We start from the raw sequence: 25,907 nt of genomic DNA on the forward strand, positions 1-25,907 counted from the left end.
GCTATAGTTATTTATAAATTTGCAAAATAAATAAGTGATGCTTTTGTAATAACAGAACGTTTATCTTTAATCTCTTTATAAAATATAATGAAAAAAAGTTTGTTTTCACTCGCTTTGGGCGGTTTGACAATAGGAATTACTGAGTTTGTAATGATGGGAATATTACCTGATATTGCTTCCGATTTAAAAATTAGCATCCCTGTTGCCGGACATTTAATTTCGGCTTATGCACTTGGGGTAGTTATAGGCGCGCCTTTATTAGTAATCATCACACGAAATTATCCTCCTAAAAGAACCCTTTTGATATTGGCACTGTTGATTACTATTTTTAATTCACTTTCAATTATAGCTCCTAATTATGAATTTTTATTTGGGGTACGATTGCTTTCAGGATTACCACACGGTGCTTTTTTTGGAGTGGGTGCAGTTGTTGCTAGTCGACTTGCAGATAAAGGAAAAGAAGCTCAAGCAATTTCGGTTATGTTTGCGGGTTTGACTATTGCAAATCTTGTGGGGGTGCCTATTGGGACTTATATAGGTCATCATTTTACTTGGCGCTTTACTTTTATAATTGTCGCCATTGCAGGATCTTTAACCATTTGCTCGCTTTATTTTTGGATGCCAAATGTTGAAGCTAAAGCCAAAGAAGCAATGAAAACGCAATTGCTCTTTTTTAAGAAGGCTGAGGCTTGGTTGGTCATTTCTATTACTGCTATCGGGGCTGGAGGTTTGTTTTGCTGGATTAGTTATATTGCTCCATTGCTAACAGATGTTTCTGGATTTGATGCTGCCAACGTGCCTTATATTATGATGTTGGCCGGACTGGGAATGGTTTTGGGGAATTTTATTGGAGGTAAATTAGCGGATCGATTCTCTGCCGAAAAAACAATTATAGTACTCCTTTCGATAATGGCGTTTGATTTGTTGTTGGTGTTTTTATTTTCTGCTAATCCTTATGCAAGTTTAGTATTGGTGTTTACTACGGGTTGTATTTCTTTTGCTGTAGCGGCTCCAATTCAAACTTTGATGATACAAACTGCTGTAGGTGCTGAGATGATCGCTTCGGCAGCGATTCAGGCAGCTTTTAATACTGGAAATGCTTTAGGAGCTTTTCTTGGTGGTTTGCCCTTAATTGCAGGATTTAGTTATGCTTCACCTAATTTAGTGGGTATTGCAATGTCTATTTTTGGGGTCGCTATTACAACGGTATTTTTCCTAAGAAAACGGCGTATTTTGAAGTTGCAAAGAATTTAAAATTTATAGAAAACAGCTTGTTTTGAAGATAAATGCCCTAGCCCAGATAGAAGCGACATCCTTTTTCTGGTTTCTTTAGCCAGGAAAAGATATAGCGGATTGCTGGATAAGGCTCCTAGTTAAAATCTAAAAAAAGCAACAAAAAAACCGCCAATCTCACGAAAGGCGGTTTTTGATTTATTCTATTATAACATTCTTCTTTTTATCGTAGTAATGGTATTCTAGGTACGTGTAAGCGTCACGAGGTATAATTTTCACCCATTTTTTATGTTCAAAAAACCATTTTGAACGTATTGATGGAAAACCTTTGGTAAGGTATGCGGCCACAAAGGGGTGCACATTGAGTACAACGTCAGAGTGGGCTTTTAATATGCTTTCTAGATCAAGAGCGATTTTGTCAATGATTTGAATTGGCGCTTCAATTTCGCCTTCAATATTGTTTGGATCTTCTTCTCTAGTTTTAATGTTGACTTCCGGTCTTACTCTTTGTCTGGTAATTTGGACTAAGCCAAATTTACTCGGAGGTAAGATTTTGTGTTTTGCTTTATCATCGTTCATTTCTTCTCTAAGGAAGTCGAACAAGACTTTGCGATTTTCTGGATTACCCATGTCGATAAAATCAACTACGATTATTCCACCCATATCACGAAGACGCAATTGTCTTGCTATTTCGGCGGCAGCAATCATATTGACTTCCATGGCAGTGTCTTCTTGGTTGGATGCTTTATTAGAACGGTTTCCACTATTGACGTCGATGACGTGCAAAGCTTCTGTGTGTTCGATAATAAGATATGCACCTTTACTCATAGAAACTGTTTTTCCAAAGGAGGTCTTGATTTGTCTTTCAATATTGTATTTCTCGAAAATCGGAGTGTCTTTTGATTGATAAAACTTAACAATCGAAGTTTTTGAAGGCGCTATTTCTTGTAAATAGTCCTTTGTTTGGTTGTACAACTCTTCGTCATCTATTTGGATACCACTAAAGGTATCGTTGAAGACATCTCTTAATATTGATGAAGCTCTATTGAGCTCTCCTAATACTTTTGACGGATGATGAGCGGTTGGTAATTTTTTACACATTGCAGTCCATCTCTCTATGAGGTTCTGCAAATCTTTTTCTAATTCGGCTGTATTTTTGCCTTCGGCTACTGTGCGAACAATAACACCAAATCCTTTTGGTTTGATGGATTGTACCAATCGTTTCAAACGTTCTTTTTCTTTCTTATCTTCTATTTTTTGAGAAATAGAAACACGGTCAGAAAACGGAACTAAAACAATAAATCTTCCGGCAAGAGAAAGCTCAGCGCTAATTCTTGGTCCTTTGGTAGATATTGGTTCTTTGACGACTTGTACTAAAATAGATTGATTGGCATTGATAATGTTACTTATCGAGCCATCTTTGTCTATTTCTTTTTCAAACTGAAAGTTTTTTAGGGAGAAATCTTTTATTTTACCTGCGCTTACAAGTTTTATGAATTTCAGTTGGGAAGCAAGATTAGGACCCAAATCGTGATAATGTAAAAAAGCATCTTTTTCGAAGCCTACATTTACAAAAGCAGCATTAAGTCCAGCAACTGGTTTTCTTATTTTGGCAATAAAAATATCACCAACTTGAAAGTTACTTGTTTCTTGTTCTTTGTGTAATTCAATTAGTTTTCCATCTTTTAATAAGGCAAAATCTACGGCTTCGGAACTAGATCTGATGATTAATTCTTTATTCACTCTGTAAATTTTTATCCGAACCTATTGGTTGTCGGTTGTCGGTTGTTGGTTGTTGGGAAATCCGTCAACTATCAACTGCCAACCATCAACTTTTCAGCAAGGATGGATTAAACAATAATTTTAACAGGTATTGAACCCGGGGAAAATTAGTTTGCAGTTTACAGTATTCAGCTTGCAGCTAACTGAACACTAAATACTGAACACTGATCACTAACTTTCAATTTCAATGAACGGTTAAAAAGAAAAAAGTAGTTTAAAACTACTTTTTCTTTTTGTGTCGGTTAGCTCTCGCTCTTTTTTTACGTTTGTGCGTTGCTACCTTATGTCTCTTTCTTTTTTTACCACTTGGCATAGTAGATGATTTTGTAATTAATAATTAGTGTTATTTTGCTTCGTTATTCGTTTTTACTCCTTCTACAAACACTTTTGCTGGTTTGAATGCTGGAATATTATGTGCTGGAATTTTAATCGTGGTATTCTTAGAAATATTTCTACCTGTTTTTTCAGCTCTTGTTTTCACTATAAAGCTTCCAAATCCTCTTAAATAAACATTATCTCCTGTTTCAAGTGAAGACTTTACTTCAGTCATAAACGTTTCTATTGTTGCTTGAACATCTCCTTTTTCAAGGCCTAATTTTTCTGATATTTTAGCTACGATATCTGCTTTCGTCATTTTATTTCGTATTATTTATGGTGTACTAATTTTTTGAGGTTGCAAATATATGAATTAAAAAAACAATTAATCAATCTAATTCGTTAAAATTTAATCACATAAACTTTTACTTTTGCTAACTTAAACATAAAGATGAATTTTTCCAAAACATTGATAATCTGGTATTTACAAAATAAACGCGATTTACCGTGGCGTAAAACTGACAAACCATACCGCATTTGGCTCTCAGAAATTATGCTTCAACAAACGCGAGTAGCTCAAGGAACGCCCTATTTTCTTTCATTTATTACTGCTTTTCCAACAGTTTTTGATTTGGCTCAAGCCGATGAAGAGCAAGTATTAAAACTTTGGCAGGGTTTGGGTTATTACTCTAGAGCACGTAATTTGCACAAAACAGCCCAATTTGTAGCTAATGAACTTTCAGGAATATTCCCAGATAACTATAATGACTTACTAAAATTAAAAGGTGTTGGCGAATATACAGCAGCGGCAATTGCCTCGTTCTCCTTTAATGAAGCGGTCCCCGTTGTTGATGGAAATGTATTTCGGGTATTGTCCCGTTATTTTGATATTGAAACCGATATTTCCTTGGCTTCCGCCAAAAAAGAATTTGCTGCTTTAGCATTCGAATTGATGCCTAAAGATAATCCTGCTATTTTTAATCAGGCCATAATGGAATTCGGCGCATTGCAATGTGTGCCCAAAAGTCCCGATTGCACTATTTGTGTATTTAATTCCAGTTGTGCTGCCTTGCAAAAAAAGAAAGTGGATCAATTGCCTGTAAAATCTAAAAAGTTAAAAGTACGAAATCGCTATTTCAATTATCTCGTTGTTAAAGACGAAGAAGCTAAAACGATCCTTCAAAAACGCACTGCTAAAGGGATTTGGCACAATCTTTATGAATTTCCTTTGCTGGAATCTGATGGAGAAGTCGAATTTGACTATGTATCAGAACAATCAAAAAACCATTTTTTCAAAAACGATACTATTATAAGCATCGAAGATTGGACTCAAAAAAGTATCATTCATAAATTGTCACACCAGCATTTGCACATAAAGTTTTGGAAAATTAACCTAAAAGGAACAGTTGAAAATGGAATTGATCCTATCACCTTAAAAACTTTTCCTTTCCCCATTGTGATTCATAAATTTATCGAAAATGAAGCTAGGCTTTGAGCTAAGTTTTTCTTTGTTTAGAAATAGCTGCAATTAAATTATTTATCATGAATCAATTAATTGTGTATTTTAGACAAATCAAACTTTACATTTTAAAGTCCTTATTGTTTTAATCTTTCCTATATGAAAAAAAATATTGTTTTAGTACTCTTTATTATTAGTTCATTTACGGTTATTTCTGCTCAATATGCTCTAGTAACTATTCCAGGCTCAAAAGTTCGAAAAATAACTTCGAAAATCGTTATTGGACAAGAATATGAGTTGCAAATCTCCTTGCCTTCTGGTTATGAAACTAGTGGAAAGAAATATCCTGTAGTATATCTCATGGATTCACAATGGGATTTTCCCTTAGTTAATTCAATTTACGGAGAGCAATATTTTGATGGATTTATACCTGAACTTATAATTGTAGGTGTGACTTGGGGCGGAATCAATCCGAATGCTGATAGTTTGCGAGTTAGGGATTATACTCCAACAAATGTAGCAACAATGAAGCAAAGTGGAGGAGCCGATCAGTTCCTCAATTTTATGAAAACGGAATTATTTCCTTATATAGATACTAACTTCAAAACGGATAAGGAGAATAGAACTTTGATGGGTTGTTCCCTAGGAGGCTTATTTACACTCTATACCTTATTGACTCATACGGACATGTTTTCTAGTTATGTTGCAGCCACTCCTGCTATTGCTTGGGACAACACTGTCTTGTATCAATTTGAAAAAGAATTTACTCAAAAAACAATTACAAAGCCAATTAAACTCTTTATGACCGTAGGTGATGTAGAAAAAGGAAAGGAAACTTTTGAAAAATTCAGTGCATTTATTCTAAATAAGAAATTTTCAAATTTATATACAACTTCAAAAGTGCTTGAAAATACGGGGCATTCTGGCACGAAATCCGAAACTTATTCTAGAGGTTTGCAATATATTTTTGAAAGGAATAATTTGGATTTAACCTCAGATGTGTTGAATCAATATAAGGGTGATTATCAATTCCCAAATGGGGATATTATGTCGATAACAAATGAAAAAAAACATTTGGTTTGCTCGTATTTAAATCACAATAAATTGCAATTACTTGCCAATACGGAACGTCATTTTTATGCTAAATCGGAATTTTTTAATATTTATTTTGATGTTTCAAATGATAAAACCGTTGGCTTGCGTCTTGAAGTTTATGGTAAACAAAGTATACTTAAAAAAATTAATTAATTAAAAAAATTGCCAACGTATAGCCTTTAGCATTTGAGGTTTTGCGTAAAGGAATTGTTTTTTATATTTCTGAAAAATGTATCTTTGATGACATATTAATAGCCATAAAAAATGAATTCGACTTTAAATAAGGTAATGCTAATTGGGCATTTGGGTGATGATGTAAAAATGCATTATTTCAAAAGTGATTCTTGCATTGGCAAATTTCCTTTGGCTACAAATGAGACTTATATCAATAAAGAAACGGGAGAGAAAATAATTTCGACCGAGTGGCACAATATTGTAGTACGAAATAAAGCTGCTGAATTGTGCGAAAAATACTTGACAAAAGGCGATAAAATATATATCGAAGGACGCATAAAATCCCGTCATTGGCAAGCTGAAGACGGTTCTACTAAATATATCACAGAAATTCAAGCTATCGACTTTACTTTTCTTTCTACTAAAAAAGAATTGGAAGCCAGTAAAGAGAATAAGACTATCGATTCAACAAAAAATACTAACTTTGACCCAGAAAATAATGGTCTGCCAATAAACGACTTGCCATTTTGATTGTTTAACTAATCTTATTTAATTTGGACCCAGAGCCCAGTTTATTTCTTACTTACACACTAGATACCAATTTAGTATTTGGTTTCGTTGCAATAGTTGCATTGCTCATTTGTTCTGCTTTAGTTTCAGGTGCCGAAGTAGCTCTTTTTTCACTCACCCAAAAAGATGTAGATGACACTTTAATCAATGATCCCACTAAAGGAAAAATCATTGCTGAACTTTTAGAAAAACCCAAAAAATTATTAGCAACACTTTTAGTTGCCAATAATTTTATCAATATTGGAGTGGTTATTTTGTTTGCTTATATTGGAAAAAATTTGTTTTCTGATTTAAATTCACCTGTTCTTAAGTTTGTAATTGAAGTGATTTTGGTTACTTTTTTGATCTTGCTTTTTGGCGAAGTTTTACCAAAAGTGTATGCCAGCAGAAACAATATTGTGTTTTCTAAAATGATTGCAATACCGATTGGGATACTTGATAAAGTACTTTCTCCAATAAGTTTACCAATGCGTAAACTCACGATTTATTTGCATAATAAATTAGGGAAACAAAAAACTAACTTTTCTGTAAATCAATTATCACAAGCATTAGAATTAACTGATAAGGAAGAGTCTTCATCTGAAGAAAAAAAGATTTTGGAAGGAATTGTCACTTTTGGAAACACAGACACGAAACAGGTGATGAGTCCGAGAACAGATATTTTCGCATTAGACATCGATGATACATTTGAAGAAATTTATGCTAAAATAATTGCAAATGGATTTTCGAGAATTCCAGTTTACAAAGACAATATAGATCAGATAGAAGGCGTTTTATTTGTAAAAGATTTGCTTCCGCATATTAATAAAAAAACTTTCGATTGGAAAACCTTGATTCGAGAACCGTTTTTTGTTCCTGAAAACAAAAAAATAGATAATTTATTAAAGGAATTTCAAACCATGAAAAGCCATCTTGCCATTGTTGTTGATGAATATGGCGGTACCTCTGGATTGGTTTCCCTTGAAGATATTATCGAAGAAATTGTTGGGGATATTAGCGATGAGTTTGACGGAAACAATGTTAATTACACCAAAATAAATGATAAAAATTACCTTTTTGAAGGCAAAACTAACCTCAAAGATTTTTATAGAGTCATTGATGTTGATGAAGAATTGTTTGATTTAAAAAAGGGAGAAGCGGAAACTCTGGCGGGATTTCTTCTCGAAATTTTAGGTAATTTCCCAAAAAAAAATCAGGTTGTTCAATTTGAAAATTGTTTATTCACCGTTGAAGCAGTTGATAAAAAAAGAATTATACAAATTAAAATCACTCTTGAATAATAGTAAAATGTTGAAGAAACAAATTATGTTTTCGTTAATTTTTATGGTATTACTGGCCGTAAGTAGCTGTAAAGATGCTGCAATGCCAAAACCATCTAGTTATTTAAGGCTGGATTACCCAGAAGCCAAATATTTACATTTCGAAAATGAATGTCCTTTTGAATTCGAAATGAATTCGGAAGCCATAATTAAAGGAGAGAAAAATTGCGGTTTTACCATTAGCTATCCAAAAATGAAAGCTACTATTTATTTGACTTATAAAAAGGTCAACAATAATATTGATAATTTATTGCGTGATGCTCAAAAGTTAACCTACGAGCATGTTATAAAAGCCGATAACATTCTGGAACAACCTTATATGAATCCTTCAAAAAAGGTATTTGGTATGTTTTATAGAGTGGATGGGAATGCGGCGACAAACTCCCAGTTTTATGTTACTGACAGCACCAAGCATTTTGTAACGGGTTCTGTTTATTTTTATGCAAAACCCAATTTCGATTCCATAATGCCAGCTTCTAGTTACGTTAGAAACGATATGCAGCGTTTGATGGAAACCCTGAAGTGGAAATAACCCGATATTATAGAATTTGGCTGTTGCTTAAAACTGCCTGTTTTTCAATTATTTATTATTCCTTCTGCAATCAAGAAGAGTGTAAAAACAAAAAAAGCATTCCTTTAAAAACAGAAAATCCAAATTTCAATTATGTAAAATGAAATTTGGATTTTTTTATGAGAATCTTAAATATTTTAGTTTCTTCTTCCCATATAAATAGAAATATAATACATTAAAGTAGCAATTGACCCTAAAGCAGCTACTACATACGTTCTTGCAGCCCATTTCAAAGCGTCTTTTGCTCCTGCTTGCTCTTCTTGAGATAACATTCTTTTGTTCTCTAACCAAGCCAAAGCACGATTACTCGCATCATATTCTACCGGTAAAGTTACAATACTAAATAAAGTTGTCATGGCAAAAATCACAATTCCAATCAATAACAATTGTGGGAATGAATTAATCATCAAAATTCCACCCAACAAAATCCATTGCATATAAGAAGATGCAACATTTACAACTGGAACCAATTGCGAGCGCATTGCCAACCAACTGTAAGCCGTAGCATGTTGTACAGCGTGTCCACATTCATGAGCCGCAACTGCAGCAGCAGCAGCATTTCGTTGATTATAAACCGCTTCGCTCAAGTTTACTGTTTTATCCGCTGGATTATAATGATCTGTTAATTGTCCAGCAACAGAAATTACTTGTACATCACGTATTCCGTGATCAGCAAGCATTTTTTCGGCAATTTCTTTTCCCGACATTCCATTTCGCAAATGTAATTTAGAGTATTTTTCAAATTTACTTTTCAATCTTGAGCTTACTAACCAACTTGCTAGCATGATTCCGCCCATTAAGATCAACGATGGCAAACTAAATCCTAACATATATTTATTTTTTAATTAATATTACAACACTACTTCATCAAAATACAATCCAAAAATAGCAAAACGCCATCTTGTCATTAGTTAAACATTTATTAAAATAATCGCAATAACAATTTCAATGACAATAGCAATTTCAATGGCAATTTCAATGGCAATAACAATGAGAACGTATAATTGACAAAAATCCAAATTCTAATTATACATTGTCATTAGAATTTGGATTTTACTTTTATTAAATATTTATATTTTTATTTCAAATCATTTTTTTATTGTCATTGAAATTGTCATTGATATTGTATCCTTTTTATCCCACTAAATTAATCACTTTCCCTGGAACAATGATTATTTTATTGGGAATCCTACCATCTAGTTGTTTTAAAGTTCTTTCATCTTTCATGATGATTTCCTCGATTTGTTCTTTGGATAAATCCAATGCTAATTCGATAGTGAAACGCATTTTTCCGTTGAATGAAACAGGATATTCTTTACTACTTTCTACCAAGTGTTTCTCATCCAATGTTGGATAAGCTACTGTAGCAATTGAGTCTGAATTCCCTAAATGACTCCACAATTCCTCAGCAATGTGCGGTGCATACGATGAAATTAAGATGGTCAATGGTTCCAAAATCGCTCTTTCATGACAGCGTTGCGTTGATAACTCATTCACACAAATCATAAACTGGGAAACCGAAGTATTAAAAGAGAAACCTTCAATATCTTCTGCCACTTTTTTGATGGTTTTGTGTAAAGATTTCAAGCTGTCTTTTGAGGGTTCGTTGTTGGTGACAATCAATCCATTTTCATCAAAATACAAACGCCACAATTTTTTAAGAAACCCAAAAACTCCCGAAATACCTGCCGTGTTCCATGGTTTGGCTTGTTCCAATGGTCCTAAAAACATTTCATACAAACGCAAAGTATCTGCTCCGTATTCGTTGCAAATATCATCTGGAGTTACCACATTGTATTTGGATTTCGACATTTTTTCAATTTCACGACCCACTATGTATTTGCCATTTTCGTCACAAATAAATTCAGCATTGGCATAATCTTCTCTCCAATTTTTGAATTTTTCAATGTCTAATTCATCCGATGAATTTACCATTGAAACATCAACGTGAATTGGTTGCACTTTTTGGCTTTCTATTTTATTTTTTGAAACATAAGTATTTGTTCCATCTAATCTATAAACAAATGCACTCATTCCCAAAATCATTCCCTGATTGATCAGTTTTTTAAAAGGCTCTTCTGTTGGCGCAAAGCCTTTATCCTTTAGGAATTTGTTCCAAAAACGAGAATACAATAAGTGACCTGTGGCATGTTCGCTTCCGCCAATATATAAATCGACACTTTCCCAATATGCCAAAGCTTCTTTACTAGCAAATTCGTTTTCGTTTCCAGCATCCATATAACGCATCCAATACCAAGAACTTCCCGCCCAACCTGGCATGGTATTTAATTCGAGAGGAAAAATAGTTTTGTTGTCAATTAAATGGACACTTACCACTGAACACTGAACACTGTCCCAAGCCCAAACCGCAGCATTTCCTAATGGCGGTAATCCGTCTTCGGTTGGTAAGTATTTCTCCACTTCTGGTAATATGATGGGCAAATGCTTTGGATCAATCATTTGCGGTAAGCCATTTACATAATATACAGGAAATGGCTCACCCCAATATCTTTGACGAGAGAAAACAGCATCACGCAAACGGTAATTAATTTTCCCTTTTCCTTGGTTTAATTTTTCTAATTCTACAATGACTTTTTTGGTTGCATCTTTATAACCCATTCCGTTTAGGAAATCCGAATTCACAATTTGGAATCCTTCTTTCGCTCCAAAAGCAGCTTCTGAAATATCTTTATCAAAAATATTCTTGATTTCCTGCATTCCACTCTGGCCTTTAAAGAAATTGGCAAAAGCATAATCTCTTTCATCTCCGCAAGGAACCGCCATTACAGCACCTGTTCCGTAACCTGCCAAAACATAATCACCAATCCAAACTGGAATCGGTTCTTTGGTAAACGGATGTTCGGCATACGCACCTGTAAACACACCCGAAATGGTTTTTACATCTGCCATACGCTCTCTTTCCGAACGTTTTGCTGTTTTTTCGATATAGGCAGCAACAGCTGCTTTTTGCTCTGGAGTAGTAATTTGTGCTACCAATTCATGTTCTGGTGCCAAAGTCATAAAGGTCACTCCAAAAATAGTATCAGGACGAGTGGTAAAAACTTCAATTTTTTTGAATTCAGAATTTGATTCTGAAATTTCATCTAATTCTAAAGTGATTGTATCTAAAACGCCTGCAATGTTTCTAATAATTTCTTCCTTATTGAATCGAATAATTTTAAAACCATTCTCGGCAATAACTTTTGCTCTTTCTACATTTGTAACTTTTTGAAAATCCTGAGTTTCCTCATTAATTACAATAACCATTTTTTTAGAAAGACAAACAAAATCAACAATATAATCTCCAATCAAATATTGATGTTTGAACTTGTAATCCAATGCTTTTGACTTTAAACTAAGCCATAATATTTGCTCTGTTTCTGTTGGATTCTCTCTCAATCCTTTAGCTTTTTCAAGCAATTGATTCTTAATATTCTTATTCCCATTTATAATAGGAAAAGTGACCAATGCACCAACGGATTTACCTATCCAATTGCGTTGACTTTCCTTGATGCTTTCACTCCAATCAATTGCATTTAAACCCTGCAACAACCGTTCTGCATAAGCAGAAATTCGCATGCTCCATTGCGTCATTTTCTTGCGAACTACTGAAAAACCACCACGTTCTGAAACTCCGTTTATAATTTCATCATTGGCCAAAACAGTCCCCAATCCAGGACACCAGTTCACTTCTGTTTCTGCTAAATACGTTAATCGGTATTGTAACAGGATTCGTTGTTGTTTTTCAGATGAAAAAGCGTTCCACTCGTTGGATGAAAACGAAATTATATTTTCATCGCAAACTGCTTCAACATTTGCATTTCCTTCGGTTAAAAAAACAGCTATCAAGGTCGAAATATCTTCCGCTTTGTCTGAATTTTTATTGTACCATGAATTGAATAATTGGATAAAAATCCATTGTGTATGTTTGTAATAATCCGGGTTTGAGGTACGCACTTCTCTACTCCAATCGAATGAAAACCCAATTTTATCCAATTGCTTTCTATACCCTGCAATTTTATTTCCTTCTTTATCAACTCCACCATCAATATTTACTGAAGTAGTATCTTCTGGACGCTGTCCTGTTTGAATGGCATATTGTTCTGCAGGCAATCCAAAACTATCATAACCCATTGGATGCAAAACGTTGAATCCACGATGTCTTTTGTATCTTGAATACACATCTGAAGCAATGTAACCAAGCGGATGCCCCACGTGCAACCCTGCTCCTGAAGGATAAGGAAACATATCCAAAACATAAAATTTTGGTTTAGCTACGCTCAGTTTGGCTTCGCCTCGGGTTTCGGAATTATTTTGCGCTGCAAAAGTTTGATTTTCGGCCCAATATTGTTGCCATTTGGCCTCTATTTCGTTCGGATTGTATTTCATTCCCTTTTTCTATTTTTATTTTAATGGAGTCATGCAGTCGCAAAAGCTCTAGTCATTCCCTTTTTCTATTTTTATTTTAATGGAGTCATGCAGTCGCAAAAGCTCTAGTCATTCCCTTTTTCTATTTTTATTTTAATGGAGTAATGCAGTCGCAAATAAACTCATTTAGTATTTATTTTTAAGCAATTCTGGGTTTTGAATCCTGAAAGTAAGGCGTAAAATTGAGTGGCAAATTTACATTTATTGTACGAAAGTTAAAACTTTGAGCGTTATTAACTTCAAATAAAGAAATTCTTTGTTATTTTTACCCCATAATTACAATAAACTATGGTATCTTCATTTGATAAGTTTCAAAAACGCAGACTAATCTCCTCTTATTTTTCAGTAATCCTAAGTGTTTTCTTAGTATTATTCCTTTTGGGAATTTTAGGTTTTTTTATAATTAATTCCAAAAAACTAGCAGACGATTTTAAAGAAAAAATTGCAATGACTGTGTTTTTCAAGAACACAGCAAATGATAGTATTTTGAACGATTTTGGAACAGAATTAAAATCTAAAGCTTTTTCAAAATCATTTGTATATGTTAGTAAAGAAACTGCGGCCAAGCAACATACGGATATAATAGGTGAGAATTTTATGGAATTTTTAGGTGAAAATCCTTTGCAAAATTCTTTTGACATTCACCTAAAAGCAGATTACGTTGTTAAAGACAGCATCACTAAAGTGGAAAGTCAATTGCGAAAAAACCCAATGATTTCAGATATCGTTTATGACAAACAATTGGTTAATTTAGTGAATGACAACATCAATAAAGTAAGCATGTGGATCCTAATAATTAGTGGTTTCCTAACTTTTATTGCAGTTTTATTAATAAATAGTTCTTTGCGTTTATCCATACACTCTAATAGATTTATCATTAAAACCATGCAAATGGTGGGTGCTACAAAATCATTTATCAGAAAACCATTTGTAATGCGAAGTATTAAATTAGGAATGATTGGTGCTGGTTTGGCTATTATCGCTTTGATTGGCGTATTAGTTTATGTTCAAGTAAATTTCCCTGATTTAGGAATTTTAGACAACAAAATTCTTGTTGCCGTAGTATTATTAATGGTTTTTGGAATTGGAGTTTTAATTACTTGGATAAGCACCTATTTTGCTACTCAACGATTTTTGAATTTAAGAACCGATGATCTTTATTAATTTTAGATTGCAGATTTTAGATTTTAGATTTTAGATTTTAAAAAAATGAAAATGAAAAACGAAGAACAAAAACACGAATTCCTTTTTGAAAAAGTAAACTATAAAATCCTATTAATTGGCATTGCAGTAATTGTGCTTGGATTTATTTTAATGTCAGGCGGAGGAAGCACTGACCCAAATGTATTTAACGAAGACATTTTTAATTTCAGAAGAATACGATTGGCCCCAACAACAGTATTAATAGGTTTTGGCATTACTATTTATGCTATACTCAAAAATAATAAAAACGCATAAATGAATACATTACAAGCCGTTATTCTTGCCATTATTGAAGGAATTACTGAATTTTTACCTGTTTCTTCAACAGGACATATGATTATCGCCTCATCTTTTTTTGGCATTGAGCACGACGAATTTACTAAACTTTTCACCATTGTTATCCAATTAGGAGCAATTCTATCAGTAGTCGTTTTATATTTCAAACGTTTTTTTCAAACTTTTGATTTCTATTTTAAATTACTTGTAGCCTTTATGCCTGCAGTAGTTTTAGGATTATTATTTAGTAAAAAAATAGATGCCTTATTAGAAAGTCCATTAACCGTTGCTGTTTCACTTTTGCTAGGCGGAATTATATTATTAAAAGTAGACAAATGGTTTGCCGTTGATGAAAATGCACCTTCATCAAAAGAAATCAGTTATGCACAGGCATTAAAAATAGGTTTTTTTCAATGTTTGGCAATGGTTCCTGGTGTATCCAGAAGTGGTGCCAGTATTGTAGGTGGAATGTCGCAAAAATTATCCCGAACTACTGCTGCTGAATTTTCATTTTTTCTGGCAGTGCCAACAATGCTTGGTGCAACAGCAAAAAAATGTTATGATTACTACAAAGATGGATTTGTTTTATCTCATGATCAAATCAATTTTTTGATTATTGGAAATGTAGTAGCTTTTATCGTCGCACTTATTGCTATTAAATCTTTTATTGATTTTTTAACCAAACACGGTTTTAAAATATTTGGTTACTATCGAATTATAGCCGGAATTGTGCTTATAGCTATCCACTTTTTCGTTCATCCTTTGACAGTAATCTAATGACTGCAGAAGATTATTTAAACGGACAAATCATCTTAATTGACAAACCTTTGCATTGGACCTCGTTTCAAGCTGTCAATAAAATGAAATATGCCTTAATTAATAAAGTGGGACTTCCAAAAAAATTTAAAATTGGTCACGCAGGAACGCTTGACCCATTAGCATCTGGTTTATTATTAGTTTGCACAGGAAAATTCACCAAAAGAATCACAGAACTTCAAGGTCAAGCAAAGGAATATACTGGTACATTCTATATTGGCGCAACAACACCCTCGTATGATTTAGAAACTGAAATAGACCAAACTTTTGAAACTTCACATATATGTGAATCTTTAATTCAGGAGACGGTGAAACAATTTTTAGGAGAAATTGACCAAAAACCTCCAATTTATTCAGCCATAAAAAAAGAAGGTGTTCGTTTATACGTACACGCTCGTGCAGGTGAAACCGTGGAGATCGCAAGTCGAAAAACTACAATACACGAATTCGAAATTACGCGTATTGCACTCCCTGAAATCGATTTTAGAGTCGTTTGTAGTAAGGGAACCTACATCCGCTCCTTAGCTTTTGATTTTGGGAAAGCTCTGGATTCTGGATCCCACTTGATTGCTCTTCGCAGAACAAAAATTGGCGATTATAATGTCATTAACGGAATTGATGTGATTGATTTTGAAACTTCAGTACAAAACTCCTGAAGAGAAATAAAATAAAACCCAAATCCAGGAACACTTTTGTACAATTGCAACTGATAACATTTCAACCCTAAAAACCACAGCACACATAATATCAATAATACGCTCATTGCAATTCCTAGAATTCGTTTTTGAGTGGCTAGTAGTAAAACTATCTTCACCACGCTTGAGCTATAGATATAGAAAAGCAATGCAATATGGATCGAATATGACTGCTTTATGCAATATAAAACGATGATCATAAGGTTAAAAAAGCTAGGACGTGACTTTTATAAAGAAGTATCGTCTAGTATATCAAATCTGAAAACCAAAGCACATTAAAATTTAAGTTTTTAATGTATTTATTAAATCAAAGTATTTTTATACCATAAATAGAAATTTCAATTTAGTTAATAATGAGAGGTTTTTTCATTTCCAAATAGTAAAGTAGAAATGTAATCGTAGAATCTTTCGAATAGATTTTTCATAATGATGTTTTTTAAATTATTAAACAATAATTAAACACCTATAAGAAAAGCAAATTAAACAACAATAGATTTGGTTGGGATTATAAAACTACAAAAAAATAAATAAATAAAAAACCCAAATCATTATTTTTTTTTAATTCCATAATTTAATTTATTTTTTAAAATATTGATTTAAACAATGCACATCTAGGAAACAAATGCATTACCCTCACCTTTTCCCCTATTGAATCAAATACATAATTAATGATACGAATTTGGATGGTGGTCAAATTTTTCCTACCCAAGTAATAATTTAATCAATTCATCTTGGATCGAAATACCTTTATCGTTTAAATACCACATTTGCAAATCGGTTTTTGCAGCTTCATCTATAACACCATGTTTTATCTTATAATTTTGCATTAAATCGACCGCTCCTTGAGGTCTTGGCCCCCAACTTCCCATTACTGCAGCTGTTTGTTTAGCAATTACAATAACTTTCGGAATTGAATTCTCGCCATTAGTTACAAATAAATTCAGTAAATCTTCATTTTCGCTTTTTAATGCAATTTTCAAATCAATTCGTTGAGATGCTACTGCCATTTTATTAAGAATTGGAATAATCTGTGCCCCATCTGCACACCAACCTTCAGCAATGACCAGCCAAATATATTCTTTTTGTAGTGAATTTAATTTCAATATATTTTCTTCAGATACCGTAATTATTTCATCCAAATGATTCATTCGAATATCATTGAGCTTACTGTTATATGTCAATTCTTCCGATTGTTTATTTCCCGTTGATTTACCTTCTAGTAATAAATCAGCAATTAACTTTCTAAATTCGAGATAGGAATGACTATGAAATAATGCTAAGGCAACTTTTGGTTTCATGAGTTTCTGATTTAAATTGAACTCAAATTTACTGATTTAAAAGGGACAGTCAAGTAACATTGATTAAAAATTGTCGTTAGCAAATATTAATTTTTAAAAACATTTTCTCAAAAATCAGAATATGACTATATTTGCACAACTCAACTAAAACAAAGCAATGAAGTACAAAAGAATTCTTCTAAAATTAAGTGGTGAAGCATTAATGGGCGATAGACAATATGGTATTGATCCAGTTAGATTAGGCGAATATGCTGATGAAATAAAAAAAGTGCATGCCAAAGGAGTAGAAATAGCAATTGTCATAGGCGGAGGAAATATTTTTAGAGGTGTTGCCGGAGCTAGTGCAGGTATGGATCGCGTTCAAGGTGATTATATGGGAATGTTAGCAACCGTTATTAATGGTATGGCATTACAAGGCGCACTTGAAGACAAAGGAATGAAAACCCGTTTGCAAACCGCATTGAAAATGGAATCAATAGCTGAACCCTATATCAAAAGAAGAGCAGATCGTCACCTTGAAAAAGGCAGAATTGTAATCTTTGGTGCCGGAACTGGAAATCCTTATTTCACCACTGATACAGCAGCTGTTTTAAGAGGTGTAGAAATTAATGCCAATGTGATTCTAAAAGGCACTCGTGTAGATGGCGTTTATGATTGTGATCCTGAAAAAAACAAATCGGCTATAAAATTTGACAGTATCAGTTTTGATGATGTTATTAAAAAAGGCCTGAATGTAATGGACTCAACAGCATTCACATTAAGTCAGGAAAATAAATTACCTATTGTCATATTTGACATGAATAAAGAAGGTAATTTGTTGAAAATTTGTGAAGGTGAAAATATTGGAACAGAAGTAAATATATAGTTAGCAGTGTTCAGTATTCAGTTTGCAGTAAAAACTGAATACGGAACATTAATCACTTAACACAAAGAATATGACCGAAGAAATTGAATTTATTTTAGATAGTACGAAAGAATCGATGGAAGGCTCTATTGCCCATTTAGAAAAAGCATTCTTAAATATTCGTGCTGGAAAAGCATCTCCTGCTATGTTAGGAAGCGTATTTGTAGATTATTATGGATCTGCAACACCTCTTTCACAAGTTTCTAAAATTAGTGTTCCAGATGCAAGAACTATCACTTTGCAGCCTTTCGAAAAGAATATGTTGCACACGATAGAAAAGGCAATTATGATTGCCAATCTTGGATTTAATCCCATGAATAACGGAGATTTAATTATTATAAGCGTTCCGCCTTTGACAGAAGATCGCAGAAGAGATTTAGCCAAACAAGCTAAATCAGAGGCCGAAGATGCTAAAATCGGAATTAGAAATGTCCGTAAAGACGCAAATAATGAGATTAAAAAACTAGAAAAAGAAGGAACTTCCGAAGATATCTGCAAAAATGCAGAGGAAGAAGTTCAAAACTTAACCAATAGTTTTATAAAAAAAATTGATGAACATCTGGTTAATAAGGAAGCTGAAATTATGAAAGTTTAAGCTAACTTTAAAAAAAATACCAAATCCGTCTTGATTTATTTCTTGACGGATTTTATTTTTTATAGCGCATTTTCTTTATTTTCTTTTCCCGTAAGCATGAATCCAACCATCATTACAAAAGCTGTCAGGACAATTACTTGTATAATCAATGATCGATTGACCAATTCAGTTGTTTGAAATGCTGGAATAGACAAAAATAACAAAATGGTAATCAAGCCTCTTGGAGCAACGAACAGCATTGGGTTTAGAGGGATTTTAACTATTTTTAAAAATATTGCTCTTATAAAAATCACTCCAACGGTTATAGAAACTGACCAAATTATCGTTTTAGGATTAAGTAATTCTTTGGTTTCAATTAAAAACCCAAATAACAAAAAGAATAAGGTTCGTATCAAGAATGTAAATTCAGTGGTCAACTCTCTAAATTTATGAACCTCCTTATTCAGTATTTCGGGTTTTAAGTTTTCAATGAATTTAAATCGTGTTAATTCATCTAGATTACCCATAAATAATCCAAAAAACAAGATGAAAAGCAAGGCTGGTAAATGATACTCTTTTGAAACAAAATAGATCAATACAACCAAAATAATAATGGGAGCAAACTTTACTTGGTGTGTTATTTTACTCAATAAATAGGCAAGTCCTAGGTTTGCAGCAAAAGAAATTATAAAAATCACTACCAAGTCTAAAAAGAATTCTCCAAAAGTCATTGCATCAATTACAGCATGCAACGTAACAAAATTAAAAAAAAGCACGCCAAAAATATCCGATAAACTACTTTCATAAGTAATAAATTCTTTTTGAGATGGAATTAAATTTTTAGCACTAGTTATCGCAACAGCACTACTAATAACGGCAATAGGTATCGCATTTGCTAAACCATCTTTAAAAGAAACACTACCATAATAATAAAAGACATACCCCAAACAAAAGCTTATTAAAAACATGGGTAAGAAAGCAACAATAATGGATTTTCCAACTAATGCCAATTTGGATCTTTTAAGTTCTAATTCAAGGGAACCTTCTAGCACAATTAAAATCAAACCCATTGTACCTATTAGCGGAAGAATTGGCATGAGATTTGGGATTGAAATTTTTAATAAATCGGTACCCTGCTTCACAAACCACCCCAAGGTTAGCAATAATATGATTGATGGAATTTTAGTTTTCGACGATGTAATATCAAAAAAATAGGCTAAAAGCAACAATATACAAACCGTTATAATTATAGATCCTGACATTACTTAATTAAATTATTGATTCAATTTATATGAACAAATAAAATTATTGAAATCGCGTAAATAATTTTATGTTGAAAAATTCAAATATATAAATTATAAAATTGGAAAGAATTATTCTAGTGATTTTAATACTTACAAAATTTCAACATAATTATTAGTTAAATGTAATCCCACAAGTTTTCATAAGTCTCTAGTTTCTCTTACCTTTGCCGGTATTTTTAAAATAGATATGAAAAAGAAATTGAAAGTAGGATTCTGGGAATTTATTGCTGGAATTGTACTCAAAAATAGAATTACAATACTCTTAATTATCCTGGCAATAACCATTTTTCTTGGTTTACAATGGAAAAACATCCGTTTCTCATTTACTGAAGCCAACCTTCTCCCCGATAATCACATTGTCAATACTGAATACAACGAGTTTTTAAAGAAATTTGGCGAAGAGGGCAATCTTATCGTTGTAGCTGTTAAAGACAAAACTTTTTTTACGCCGAAAGCCTTTGGAGCTTGGAATAAATTAATGGCTGATTTTAAAAATCAAAAAGAAATTGATCTTGTAGTTTCAGTAAGTGATTTGAAAAAATTACAAAAAAACGAACAAAAAGAAACCTTTGAATTAGTCCCTTTTGTTGATCAAACCAGAATAAACAACACCAATTATCTCACTTCAGTCAAAACTGATTTATTTAAAAACATGCCTTTTTACGAAGGTTTATTGTTCAATAAAAAAAGTAAAACCATCCGTTCGGCGATATATTTAGATAAAAAAATAGTAAATACAGCCCATCGTAAAGATTTTATCCTCAACTATTTTATTCCAAAAATAGAAGCCTACGAAAAAGAAACTGGCATCGATTTGCGTGTTTCTGGAATGCCTTACATTAGAACTTTGAATGCAAAAAGTATTGTTGACGAAATAAGTTTGTTTATAGGCGCTTCATTATTTATTACTTCATTAATCTTCTTTTTCTTTTTCCGATCTCACAGAGCTACATTAATCTCATTGGTAATTGTAATTATTGGCGTAATGTGGACTTTCGGTTTTTTAGGCTTATTCAATTATGAAATTACTGTACTAACGGCAGTTGTACCTTCATTAGTAATTGTAATTGGAATTCCAAATTGTATCTTTCTAACCAATAAATACCAACAAGAATTTCTGGCTCATGGCAATAAAGCGCGCGCACTACAACGAGTAATTACAAAAGTAGGAACCGCAACATTAATGACTAATCTAACAACCGCTGCAGGTTTTGCTACTTTTATAATCACAAAAAGTGAATTATTGAAGGAATTTGGTATTGTCGCTTCGGTGAGTATAATGGCTTTATTCTTTTTGTGCTTGATTATTATACCCATTTATTATAGTTATCAACCAATTCCAAAAGCCAAACATCTTGAACATTTAAATCGAAATTACACTCGAGTTTTAATGACTTGGATAGAAAAAATGGTGCGACAAAACAAAACTCATGTCTACATTGTAGCTTTATTTTTATTTGTTATTAGTCTTTATGGTGCTTTCCAAATCAAAACATCGGGAAGTTTAATTGAAGACATGCCCCAAAAAACTGGTTTTTTCAAGGACATTCTGTTTTTCGAAAAAGAGTTTGATGGGATAATGCCTTTAGAAATCACTATCGATACCAAAAGAAAAAAAGGGGTAATGAAACTTTCTACTTTGAAAAAGATGGATGAACTTCAAAACACTATTGAAGAAATTCCAGAACTTTCAAAACCCATATCAATCCTAAATCTTGTAAAATATTCCAAACAGGCTTACTACAACGGAAATCCAGCGTTTTATGCGCTACCTACTGCTCAAGAGCAATCCTTCATTTTGAGTTATGCAAAAAATGCAACAAAAAACACTCAAAAGAACATCATGAAAAGCTATGTGGACAGCACAGGTCAAACAGCCCGAATTACCACTTTTATGAGGGACATTGATACTGGAAACATGGGGAAAATTGAAAATAAACTCCAAGCCAAAATCAATAAAGTCTTCCCAGCTGATCGATACAAAGTCACGATGACTGGAAAAGCATTAGTTTTCGAAAAAGGCACAAAATACTTGTTAGACAACCTCGTTTCTTCCCTTCTTTTTGCCATTTTCTTGATTGCATTATTAATGGCTTTTATGTTCCGCTCTTTTATAATGGTGGTCGTTGCTATTATTCCTAATTTACTTCCTTTGATTATAACTGCTGGTCTTATGGGCTATTTTGGCATTCCCTTAAAACCCTCGACAATTTTAGTATTTAGTATCGCCTTTGGTCTTTCAGTCGACGACACCATTCACTTTCTTGCACAATACCGACAGGAATTAGTTAAAAACAATTGGAAAATAAAACGCTCTGTTTTTGCGACTTTAAAAGAAGCTGGTGTTAGTATGTTTTATACTTCTGTAGTTTTATTTGCTGGATTCTCTGTATTTTTATTATCCGATTTTGGCGGAACAGTCGCTTTAGGAGGATTAGTTGCCATCACTTTAGTGTTTGGAATGCTGTCCAACTTAATTTTATTGCCTTCATTGGTATTGACATTAAATAAAAAACTGGCCAACAAACAGGAATTCATCGAACCAAAAATAGATGTTTTGGATCACGGAGTAAATGATAATGAAGACAGTGACAAATAATTATAAAATTCATTTTTAGAAGTTTTCCATTTATTCGTTATAAACGAAGTATACTGGACTTCTATTTAATGAAAGTTTTTTGAAGTAATTCTTTGTGTTGAAAAAAGACACAAAAGGATTTTCACTTATATCGCGGTTACAAAACTATCAACAAAATCAATTATATTTGTAATTCGATTCGATTTCAATTGAAATTGATACTATAAAGTAAATTTAATTCCATATTCAAAAATGAAACACACTAGAGTTAAAGACTTACTAAATAGCGCAACCATACTTCAAACTATAAATGCAAAAGGTTGGGTTAGAACTTTTAGAAACAATCAATTTATTGCGTTGAATGATGGTTCGACTATCAATAACATACAATGTGTCGTCGATTTTGAAAACACAGCCGAAGAAACGCTGAAAAGAATTACCACTGGAGCAGCCGTTTCGGTTACTGGAGATTTAGTAGAAAGCAAAGGAGCGGGTCAAAAATATGAAATTAAGGTTTCAAAATTAGAGATTCTTGGCGATTCCGATGCAGAGAAATTCCCAATGCAACCAAAGAAACACTCGATGGAATTTTTACGTGAAAATGCACACTTGAGAGTTCGCACCAATGCTTTTGGAGCAATTATGCGTGTTCGCTCCGTTTTATCGTTTGCTGTTCATAGCTATTTTCAACAAAAAGGCTTTGTATATGTCAACACGCCAATTATCACTGGAGCTGATGCTGAAGGTGCTGGAGAAATGTTTCAAGTTACTGCATTGCCATTAGACAATTTGCCTAAAACAGAGGAAGGCAACATCGATTATAAAAAAGATTTCTTTGGAAAACACACCAATCTTACGGTTTCTGGTCAATTAGAAGGCGAAACTTTTGCCATGGCTTTAGGTCAGATTTATACTTTTGGACCAACCTTTAGAGCAGAAAACTCCAATACTTCACGTCATTTGGCGGAATTTTGGATGATTGAACCCGAAGTGGCTTTCAATGATTTGAATGACAATATGGACTTGGCCGAAGATTTTATCCAATATGTGATTAAATACGCCATGGACAAATGTGGTGATGATTTAAAATTCTTGGAAAGTCGTTTATTAGACGAAGAAAAATCAAAACCACAAGCCGAAAGAAGTGAAATGGCCTTGTTAGAAAAATTGAATTTTGTTTTAGAAAACAATTTCAAAAGAGTATCTTACACTGAAGCAATCGACATTTTAAGAGATTGCACCCCAAATAAAAAGAAAAAATTTCAATATATCATCAACGAATGGGGTGCAGATCTTCAATCAGAACATGAGCGTTATTTAGTAGAAAAACACTTTAAAAGTCCCGTAATTCTGTTTGATTACCCAGCTAACATTAAAGCATTTTATATGCGTTTGAACGAAGACGGAAAAACAGTTCGTGCAATGGACATCCTTTTCCCAGGAATCGGGGAAATTGTTGGAGGTTCACAAAGAGAAGAACGTTTTGACGTTTTGGTCGAAAAAATGAAAGCCTTAGGGATTGACGAAGAAGAATTATGGTGGTATTTAGATACCCGAAGATTCGGAAGTGCCATGCACTCTGGTTTTGGACTTGGATTCGAAAGATTAGTGCTTTTTGTAACTGGAATGACGAACATTCGAGACGTAATTCCTTTTCCAAGAACACCACAAAATGCAGATTTCTAAAAAGTTTAATGTTGTTTGAAAAAGTTTAATGTTGTTTAAAACACAGCAACCTTAAACAATTAAACCTTTAAACCTTTAAACAAAAAATACAAATGTTAAAACAATTTCTAAATCTTAAACTTACCCAAAAGTTATCTCCACAACAAATTCAGTTGATGAAGTTAATTCAATTGCCTACACAAGCATTCGAACAACGTTTACTGGAAGAAATGAACGAAAATCCGGCTTTGGAAACGGGTGCAGAAGAGGATGAAAATTACGATAATGACGAGTTCGACAACGATGACACCAACGATGAATTTGATGATTATGACGACAATGAAAACGAAGATACTAGCGATGTCAATATTGATGAATATTTAAGCGACGACGACACTCCAGATTACAAAACCCAAGCTAATAATTACAGTGATGATGACGAAGTACGTGAATCACCACTTGTTTCTCCAATTAGTTTTCACCAAGATTTAATCAATCAGTTGAATACTTTTATCTTGGATGATAAAGAGCGTGATATTGCAGAATTCCTTGTAGGAAGCATTGATGACATGGGTTATATAAGACGAAGCGTTCAAGATATAGTTGATGATATGGCCTTTACCCAAGGTATTTATACTGATGAAAAAACAGTCGAAACCATGTTGCACATCATTCATGAGTTAGAACCATCAGGAGTGGGTGCACGTGATTTGCAGGAATGTTTGTTACTGCAATTAAAACACAAAACACCAACTGAATATGTAGATTTGGCAATCGACATTATCGAAAACCAGTTTGATGCTTTTACCAAAAAACATTACGATAAATTACTTCAGAAATACAATGTTTCGAATGAGCAACTCAAAACTGCTATTCACGAAATAGAAAGACTGAATCCAAAGCCTGGCGGATCATTTACAGGAAACAATAAAATTACTGAAAATGTTGTACCCGATTTTTCTATTCGTATCGTTGACGAAGAATTGGTTTTAACGTTAAATGGAAGAAATGCTCCTTCTCTGCATGTTTCCAAAGATTATCAGGTTATGATGGAGACGTACAAAAGTTCTCGCGATAAATCTAATGCTCAAAAAGATGCTGTGCAGTTTATCAAACAAAAATTGGATTCCGCAAAATGGTTTATCGACGCTATCAAACAAAGACAAGAAACATTGTATGTAACGATGAATTCGATTATGCAATACCAACAAGATTATTTTCTTGAAGGTGATGAAACTAAGCTCAAACCAATGATTTTGAAAGATATTGCAGATTTAGTTGGACTCGACATTTCAACTATCTCTCGTGTGGCCAACAGCAAGTATGTAGAAACTCCTTATGGAACAAAACTGATTAAAGAATTTTTCTCGGAATCGATGAAAAATGACCAAGGTGAAGATGTTTCGACACTTGAAATCAAAAAAATTCTACAAAACATAATTGAAGAAGAAGACAAACAAAAACCATTACCTGATGATCAATTGGCCGAAATTCTTTTAGAAAAAGGCTACCCAATTGCAAGAAGAACCATTGCAAAATACAGAGAACAGTTAGACATCCCTGTTGCGAGAATGAGAAAAAAGATTTAAGATTGTATATTTTAAAATCTTAGATTAAGAAATGTCAACAAGCGATATTTTGTTTAAAC

The 25,907-nt window shown here is 33.2% G+C and carries 21 protein-coding genes; 15 read left to right on the plus strand and 6 right to left on the minus strand.

Going from position 1 to position 25,907, the window contains the following annotated elements; all coding sequences use genetic code 11:
• Positions 1-87: 87 nt before the first annotated feature.
• Positions 88-1,254: an MFS transporter gene (locus E0F76_RS00910; protein ID WP_132000459.1), complete on the plus strand. Its 1,167-nt coding sequence runs from the start codon at positions 88-90 to the stop codon at positions 1,252-1,254.
• A gap of 177 nt (positions 1,255-1,431) precedes the next feature.
• On the opposite strand, the gene E0F76_RS00915 is transcribed toward E0F76_RS00910, so the two are convergent.
• Both E0F76_RS00915 and E0F76_RS00920 read right to left on the minus strand, forming a co-directional pair.
• Positions 1,432-2,976, minus strand: a complete 1,545-nt coding sequence (locus E0F76_RS00915) for an Rne/Rng family ribonuclease (RefSeq protein ID WP_132000460.1) — start codon at positions 2,974-2,976, stop codon at positions 1,432-1,434.
• Between the two features lie 382 nt (positions 2,977-3,358).
• Positions 3,359-3,649 carry an HU family DNA-binding protein gene (locus tag E0F76_RS00920; protein WP_132000461.1) on the minus strand — a complete coding sequence of 97 codons (291 nt, stop codon included), beginning with the start codon at positions 3,647-3,649 and terminating at the stop codon, positions 3,359-3,361.
• Between the two features lie 132 nt (positions 3,650-3,781).
• On the opposite strand from E0F76_RS00920, the gene mutY reads away from it, so the two are divergent.
• The 5 genes from mutY to gldD all read left to right on the plus strand — a co-directional run bounded on the left by mutY (position 3,782) and on the right by gldD (position 8,479).
• The gene (gene mutY, locus E0F76_RS00925; RefSeq protein WP_132000462.1) at positions 3,782-4,825 is read left to right on the plus strand and encodes an A/G-specific adenine glycosylase; all 1,044 of its coding nucleotides are present in this window, start codon (positions 3,782-3,784) and stop codon (positions 4,823-4,825) included.
• Positions 4,826-4,948: 123 nt separating this feature from the next.
• Positions 4,949-6,037: an alpha/beta hydrolase gene (locus E0F76_RS00930; protein WP_132000463.1), complete on the plus strand. Its 1,089-nt coding sequence runs from the start codon at positions 4,949-4,951 to the stop codon at positions 6,035-6,037.
• 111 nt (positions 6,038-6,148) lie between these two features.
• A complete protein-coding gene (locus tag E0F76_RS00935) occupies positions 6,149-6,589 on the plus strand; it encodes a single-stranded DNA-binding protein (protein WP_132000464.1) in 441 nt (146 codons plus the stop codon).
• Between the two features lie 23 nt (positions 6,590-6,612).
• Positions 6,613-7,908 (plus strand): gliding motility-associated protein GldE, encoded by a 1,296-nt coding sequence (locus E0F76_RS00940; RefSeq protein WP_132000465.1) that lies wholly within the window; start codon positions 6,613-6,615, stop codon positions 7,906-7,908.
• Positions 7,909-7,915: 7 nt separating this feature from the next.
• Positions 7,916-8,479 carry a gliding motility lipoprotein GldD gene (gene gldD / locus E0F76_RS00945; RefSeq protein WP_132000466.1) on the plus strand — a complete coding sequence of 188 codons (564 nt, stop codon included), beginning with the start codon at positions 7,916-7,918 and terminating at the stop codon, positions 8,477-8,479.
• A 176-nt stretch (positions 8,480-8,655) separates the two neighbouring features.
• On the opposite strand, the gene E0F76_RS00950 is transcribed toward gldD, so the two are convergent.
• Both E0F76_RS00950 and leuS read right to left on the minus strand, forming a co-directional pair.
• Entirely contained in the window at positions 8,656-9,348 is a 693-nt protein-coding gene (locus E0F76_RS00950) for a zinc metallopeptidase (RefSeq protein WP_132000467.1), read from the minus strand.
• 304 nt (positions 9,349-9,652) lie between these two features.
• Positions 9,653-12,907 carry a leucine--tRNA ligase gene (gene leuS, locus E0F76_RS00955; RefSeq protein WP_132000468.1) on the minus strand — a complete coding sequence of 1,085 codons (3,255 nt, stop codon included), beginning with the start codon at positions 12,905-12,907 and terminating at the stop codon, positions 9,653-9,655.
• A 327-nt stretch (positions 12,908-13,234) separates the two neighbouring features.
• On the opposite strand from leuS, the gene E0F76_RS00960 reads away from it, so the two are divergent.
• The 4 genes from E0F76_RS00960 to truB are packed head-to-tail and all read left to right on the plus strand — an operon-like array spanning position 13,235 to position 15,897.
• A complete protein-coding gene (locus E0F76_RS00960; protein ID WP_132000469.1) occupies positions 13,235-14,110 on the plus strand; it encodes a cell division protein FtsX in 876 nt (291 codons plus the stop codon).
• Between the two features lie 51 nt (positions 14,111-14,161).
• A complete protein-coding gene (locus tag E0F76_RS00965) occupies positions 14,162-14,404 on the plus strand; it encodes a DUF3098 domain-containing protein (protein WP_132000470.1) in 243 nt (80 codons plus the stop codon).
• Positions 14,405-15,202: an undecaprenyl-diphosphate phosphatase gene (locus tag E0F76_RS00970; RefSeq protein ID WP_132000471.1), complete on the plus strand. Its 798-nt coding sequence runs from the start codon at positions 14,405-14,407 to the stop codon at positions 15,200-15,202.
• Entirely contained in the window at positions 15,202-15,897 is a 696-nt protein-coding gene (truB, locus tag E0F76_RS00975; protein WP_132000472.1) for a tRNA pseudouridine(55) synthase TruB, read from the plus strand. The genes E0F76_RS00970 and truB overlap by 1 nt, the downstream gene beginning before the upstream one ends.
• 740 nt (positions 15,898-16,637) lie before the next feature.
• Here truB and E0F76_RS00980 read toward each other — a convergent pair.
• Complete coding sequence (locus E0F76_RS00980; RefSeq protein ID WP_132000473.1) at positions 16,638-17,234, minus strand: thioredoxin family protein; 597 nt, start codon at positions 17,232-17,234, stop codon at positions 16,638-16,640.
• Between the two features lie 157 nt (positions 17,235-17,391).
• On the opposite strand from E0F76_RS00980, the gene pyrH reads away from it, so the two are divergent.
• Together pyrH and frr are read left to right on the plus strand one after the other, a co-directional pair.
• The gene (gene pyrH, locus E0F76_RS00985) at positions 17,392-18,099 is read left to right on the plus strand and encodes a UMP kinase (protein WP_132000474.1); all 708 of its coding nucleotides are present in this window, start codon (positions 17,392-17,394) and stop codon (positions 18,097-18,099) included.
• 70 nt (positions 18,100-18,169) lie between these two features.
• Complete coding sequence (gene frr / locus E0F76_RS00990; RefSeq protein ID WP_132000475.1) at positions 18,170-18,733, plus strand: ribosome recycling factor; 564 nt, start codon at positions 18,170-18,172, stop codon at positions 18,731-18,733.
• Positions 18,734-18,792: 59 nt separating this feature from the next.
• Here the strand turns inward: frr and E0F76_RS00995 are convergent, their stop codons facing one another.
• Positions 18,793-19,809 carry a cation:proton antiporter gene (locus E0F76_RS00995; protein ID WP_407920978.1) on the minus strand — a complete coding sequence of 339 codons (1,017 nt, stop codon included), beginning with the start codon at positions 19,807-19,809 and terminating at the stop codon, positions 18,793-18,795.
• 394 nt (positions 19,810-20,203) lie between these two features.
• On the opposite strand from E0F76_RS00995, the gene E0F76_RS01000 reads away from it, so the two are divergent.
• The 3 genes from E0F76_RS01000 to rpoN all read left to right on the plus strand — a co-directional run bounded on the left by E0F76_RS01000 (position 20,204) and on the right by rpoN (position 25,848).
• Positions 20,204-22,615, plus strand: coding sequence for an efflux RND transporter permease subunit (locus E0F76_RS01000; protein WP_132000477.1), 2,412 nt, complete (start codon positions 20,204-20,206; stop codon positions 22,613-22,615).
• 231 nt (positions 22,616-22,846) lie between these two features.
• Positions 22,847-24,280: an asparagine--tRNA ligase gene (gene asnS / locus E0F76_RS01005; protein ID WP_132000478.1), complete on the plus strand. Its 1,434-nt coding sequence runs from the start codon at positions 22,847-22,849 to the stop codon at positions 24,278-24,280.
• 92 nt (positions 24,281-24,372) lie between these two features.
• Positions 24,373-25,848 carry an RNA polymerase factor sigma-54 gene (gene rpoN / locus E0F76_RS01010; RefSeq protein ID WP_132000479.1) on the plus strand — a complete coding sequence of 492 codons (1,476 nt, stop codon included), beginning with the start codon at positions 24,373-24,375 and terminating at the stop codon, positions 25,846-25,848.
• Positions 25,849-25,907 lie beyond the last annotated feature (59 nt).

The sequence above is a fragment of the Flavobacterium cellulosilyticum genome (genome assembly GCF_004349355.1).
GTDB classification, from domain to species: domain Bacteria; phylum Bacteroidota; class Bacteroidia; order Flavobacteriales; family Flavobacteriaceae; genus Flavobacterium; species Flavobacterium cellulosilyticum.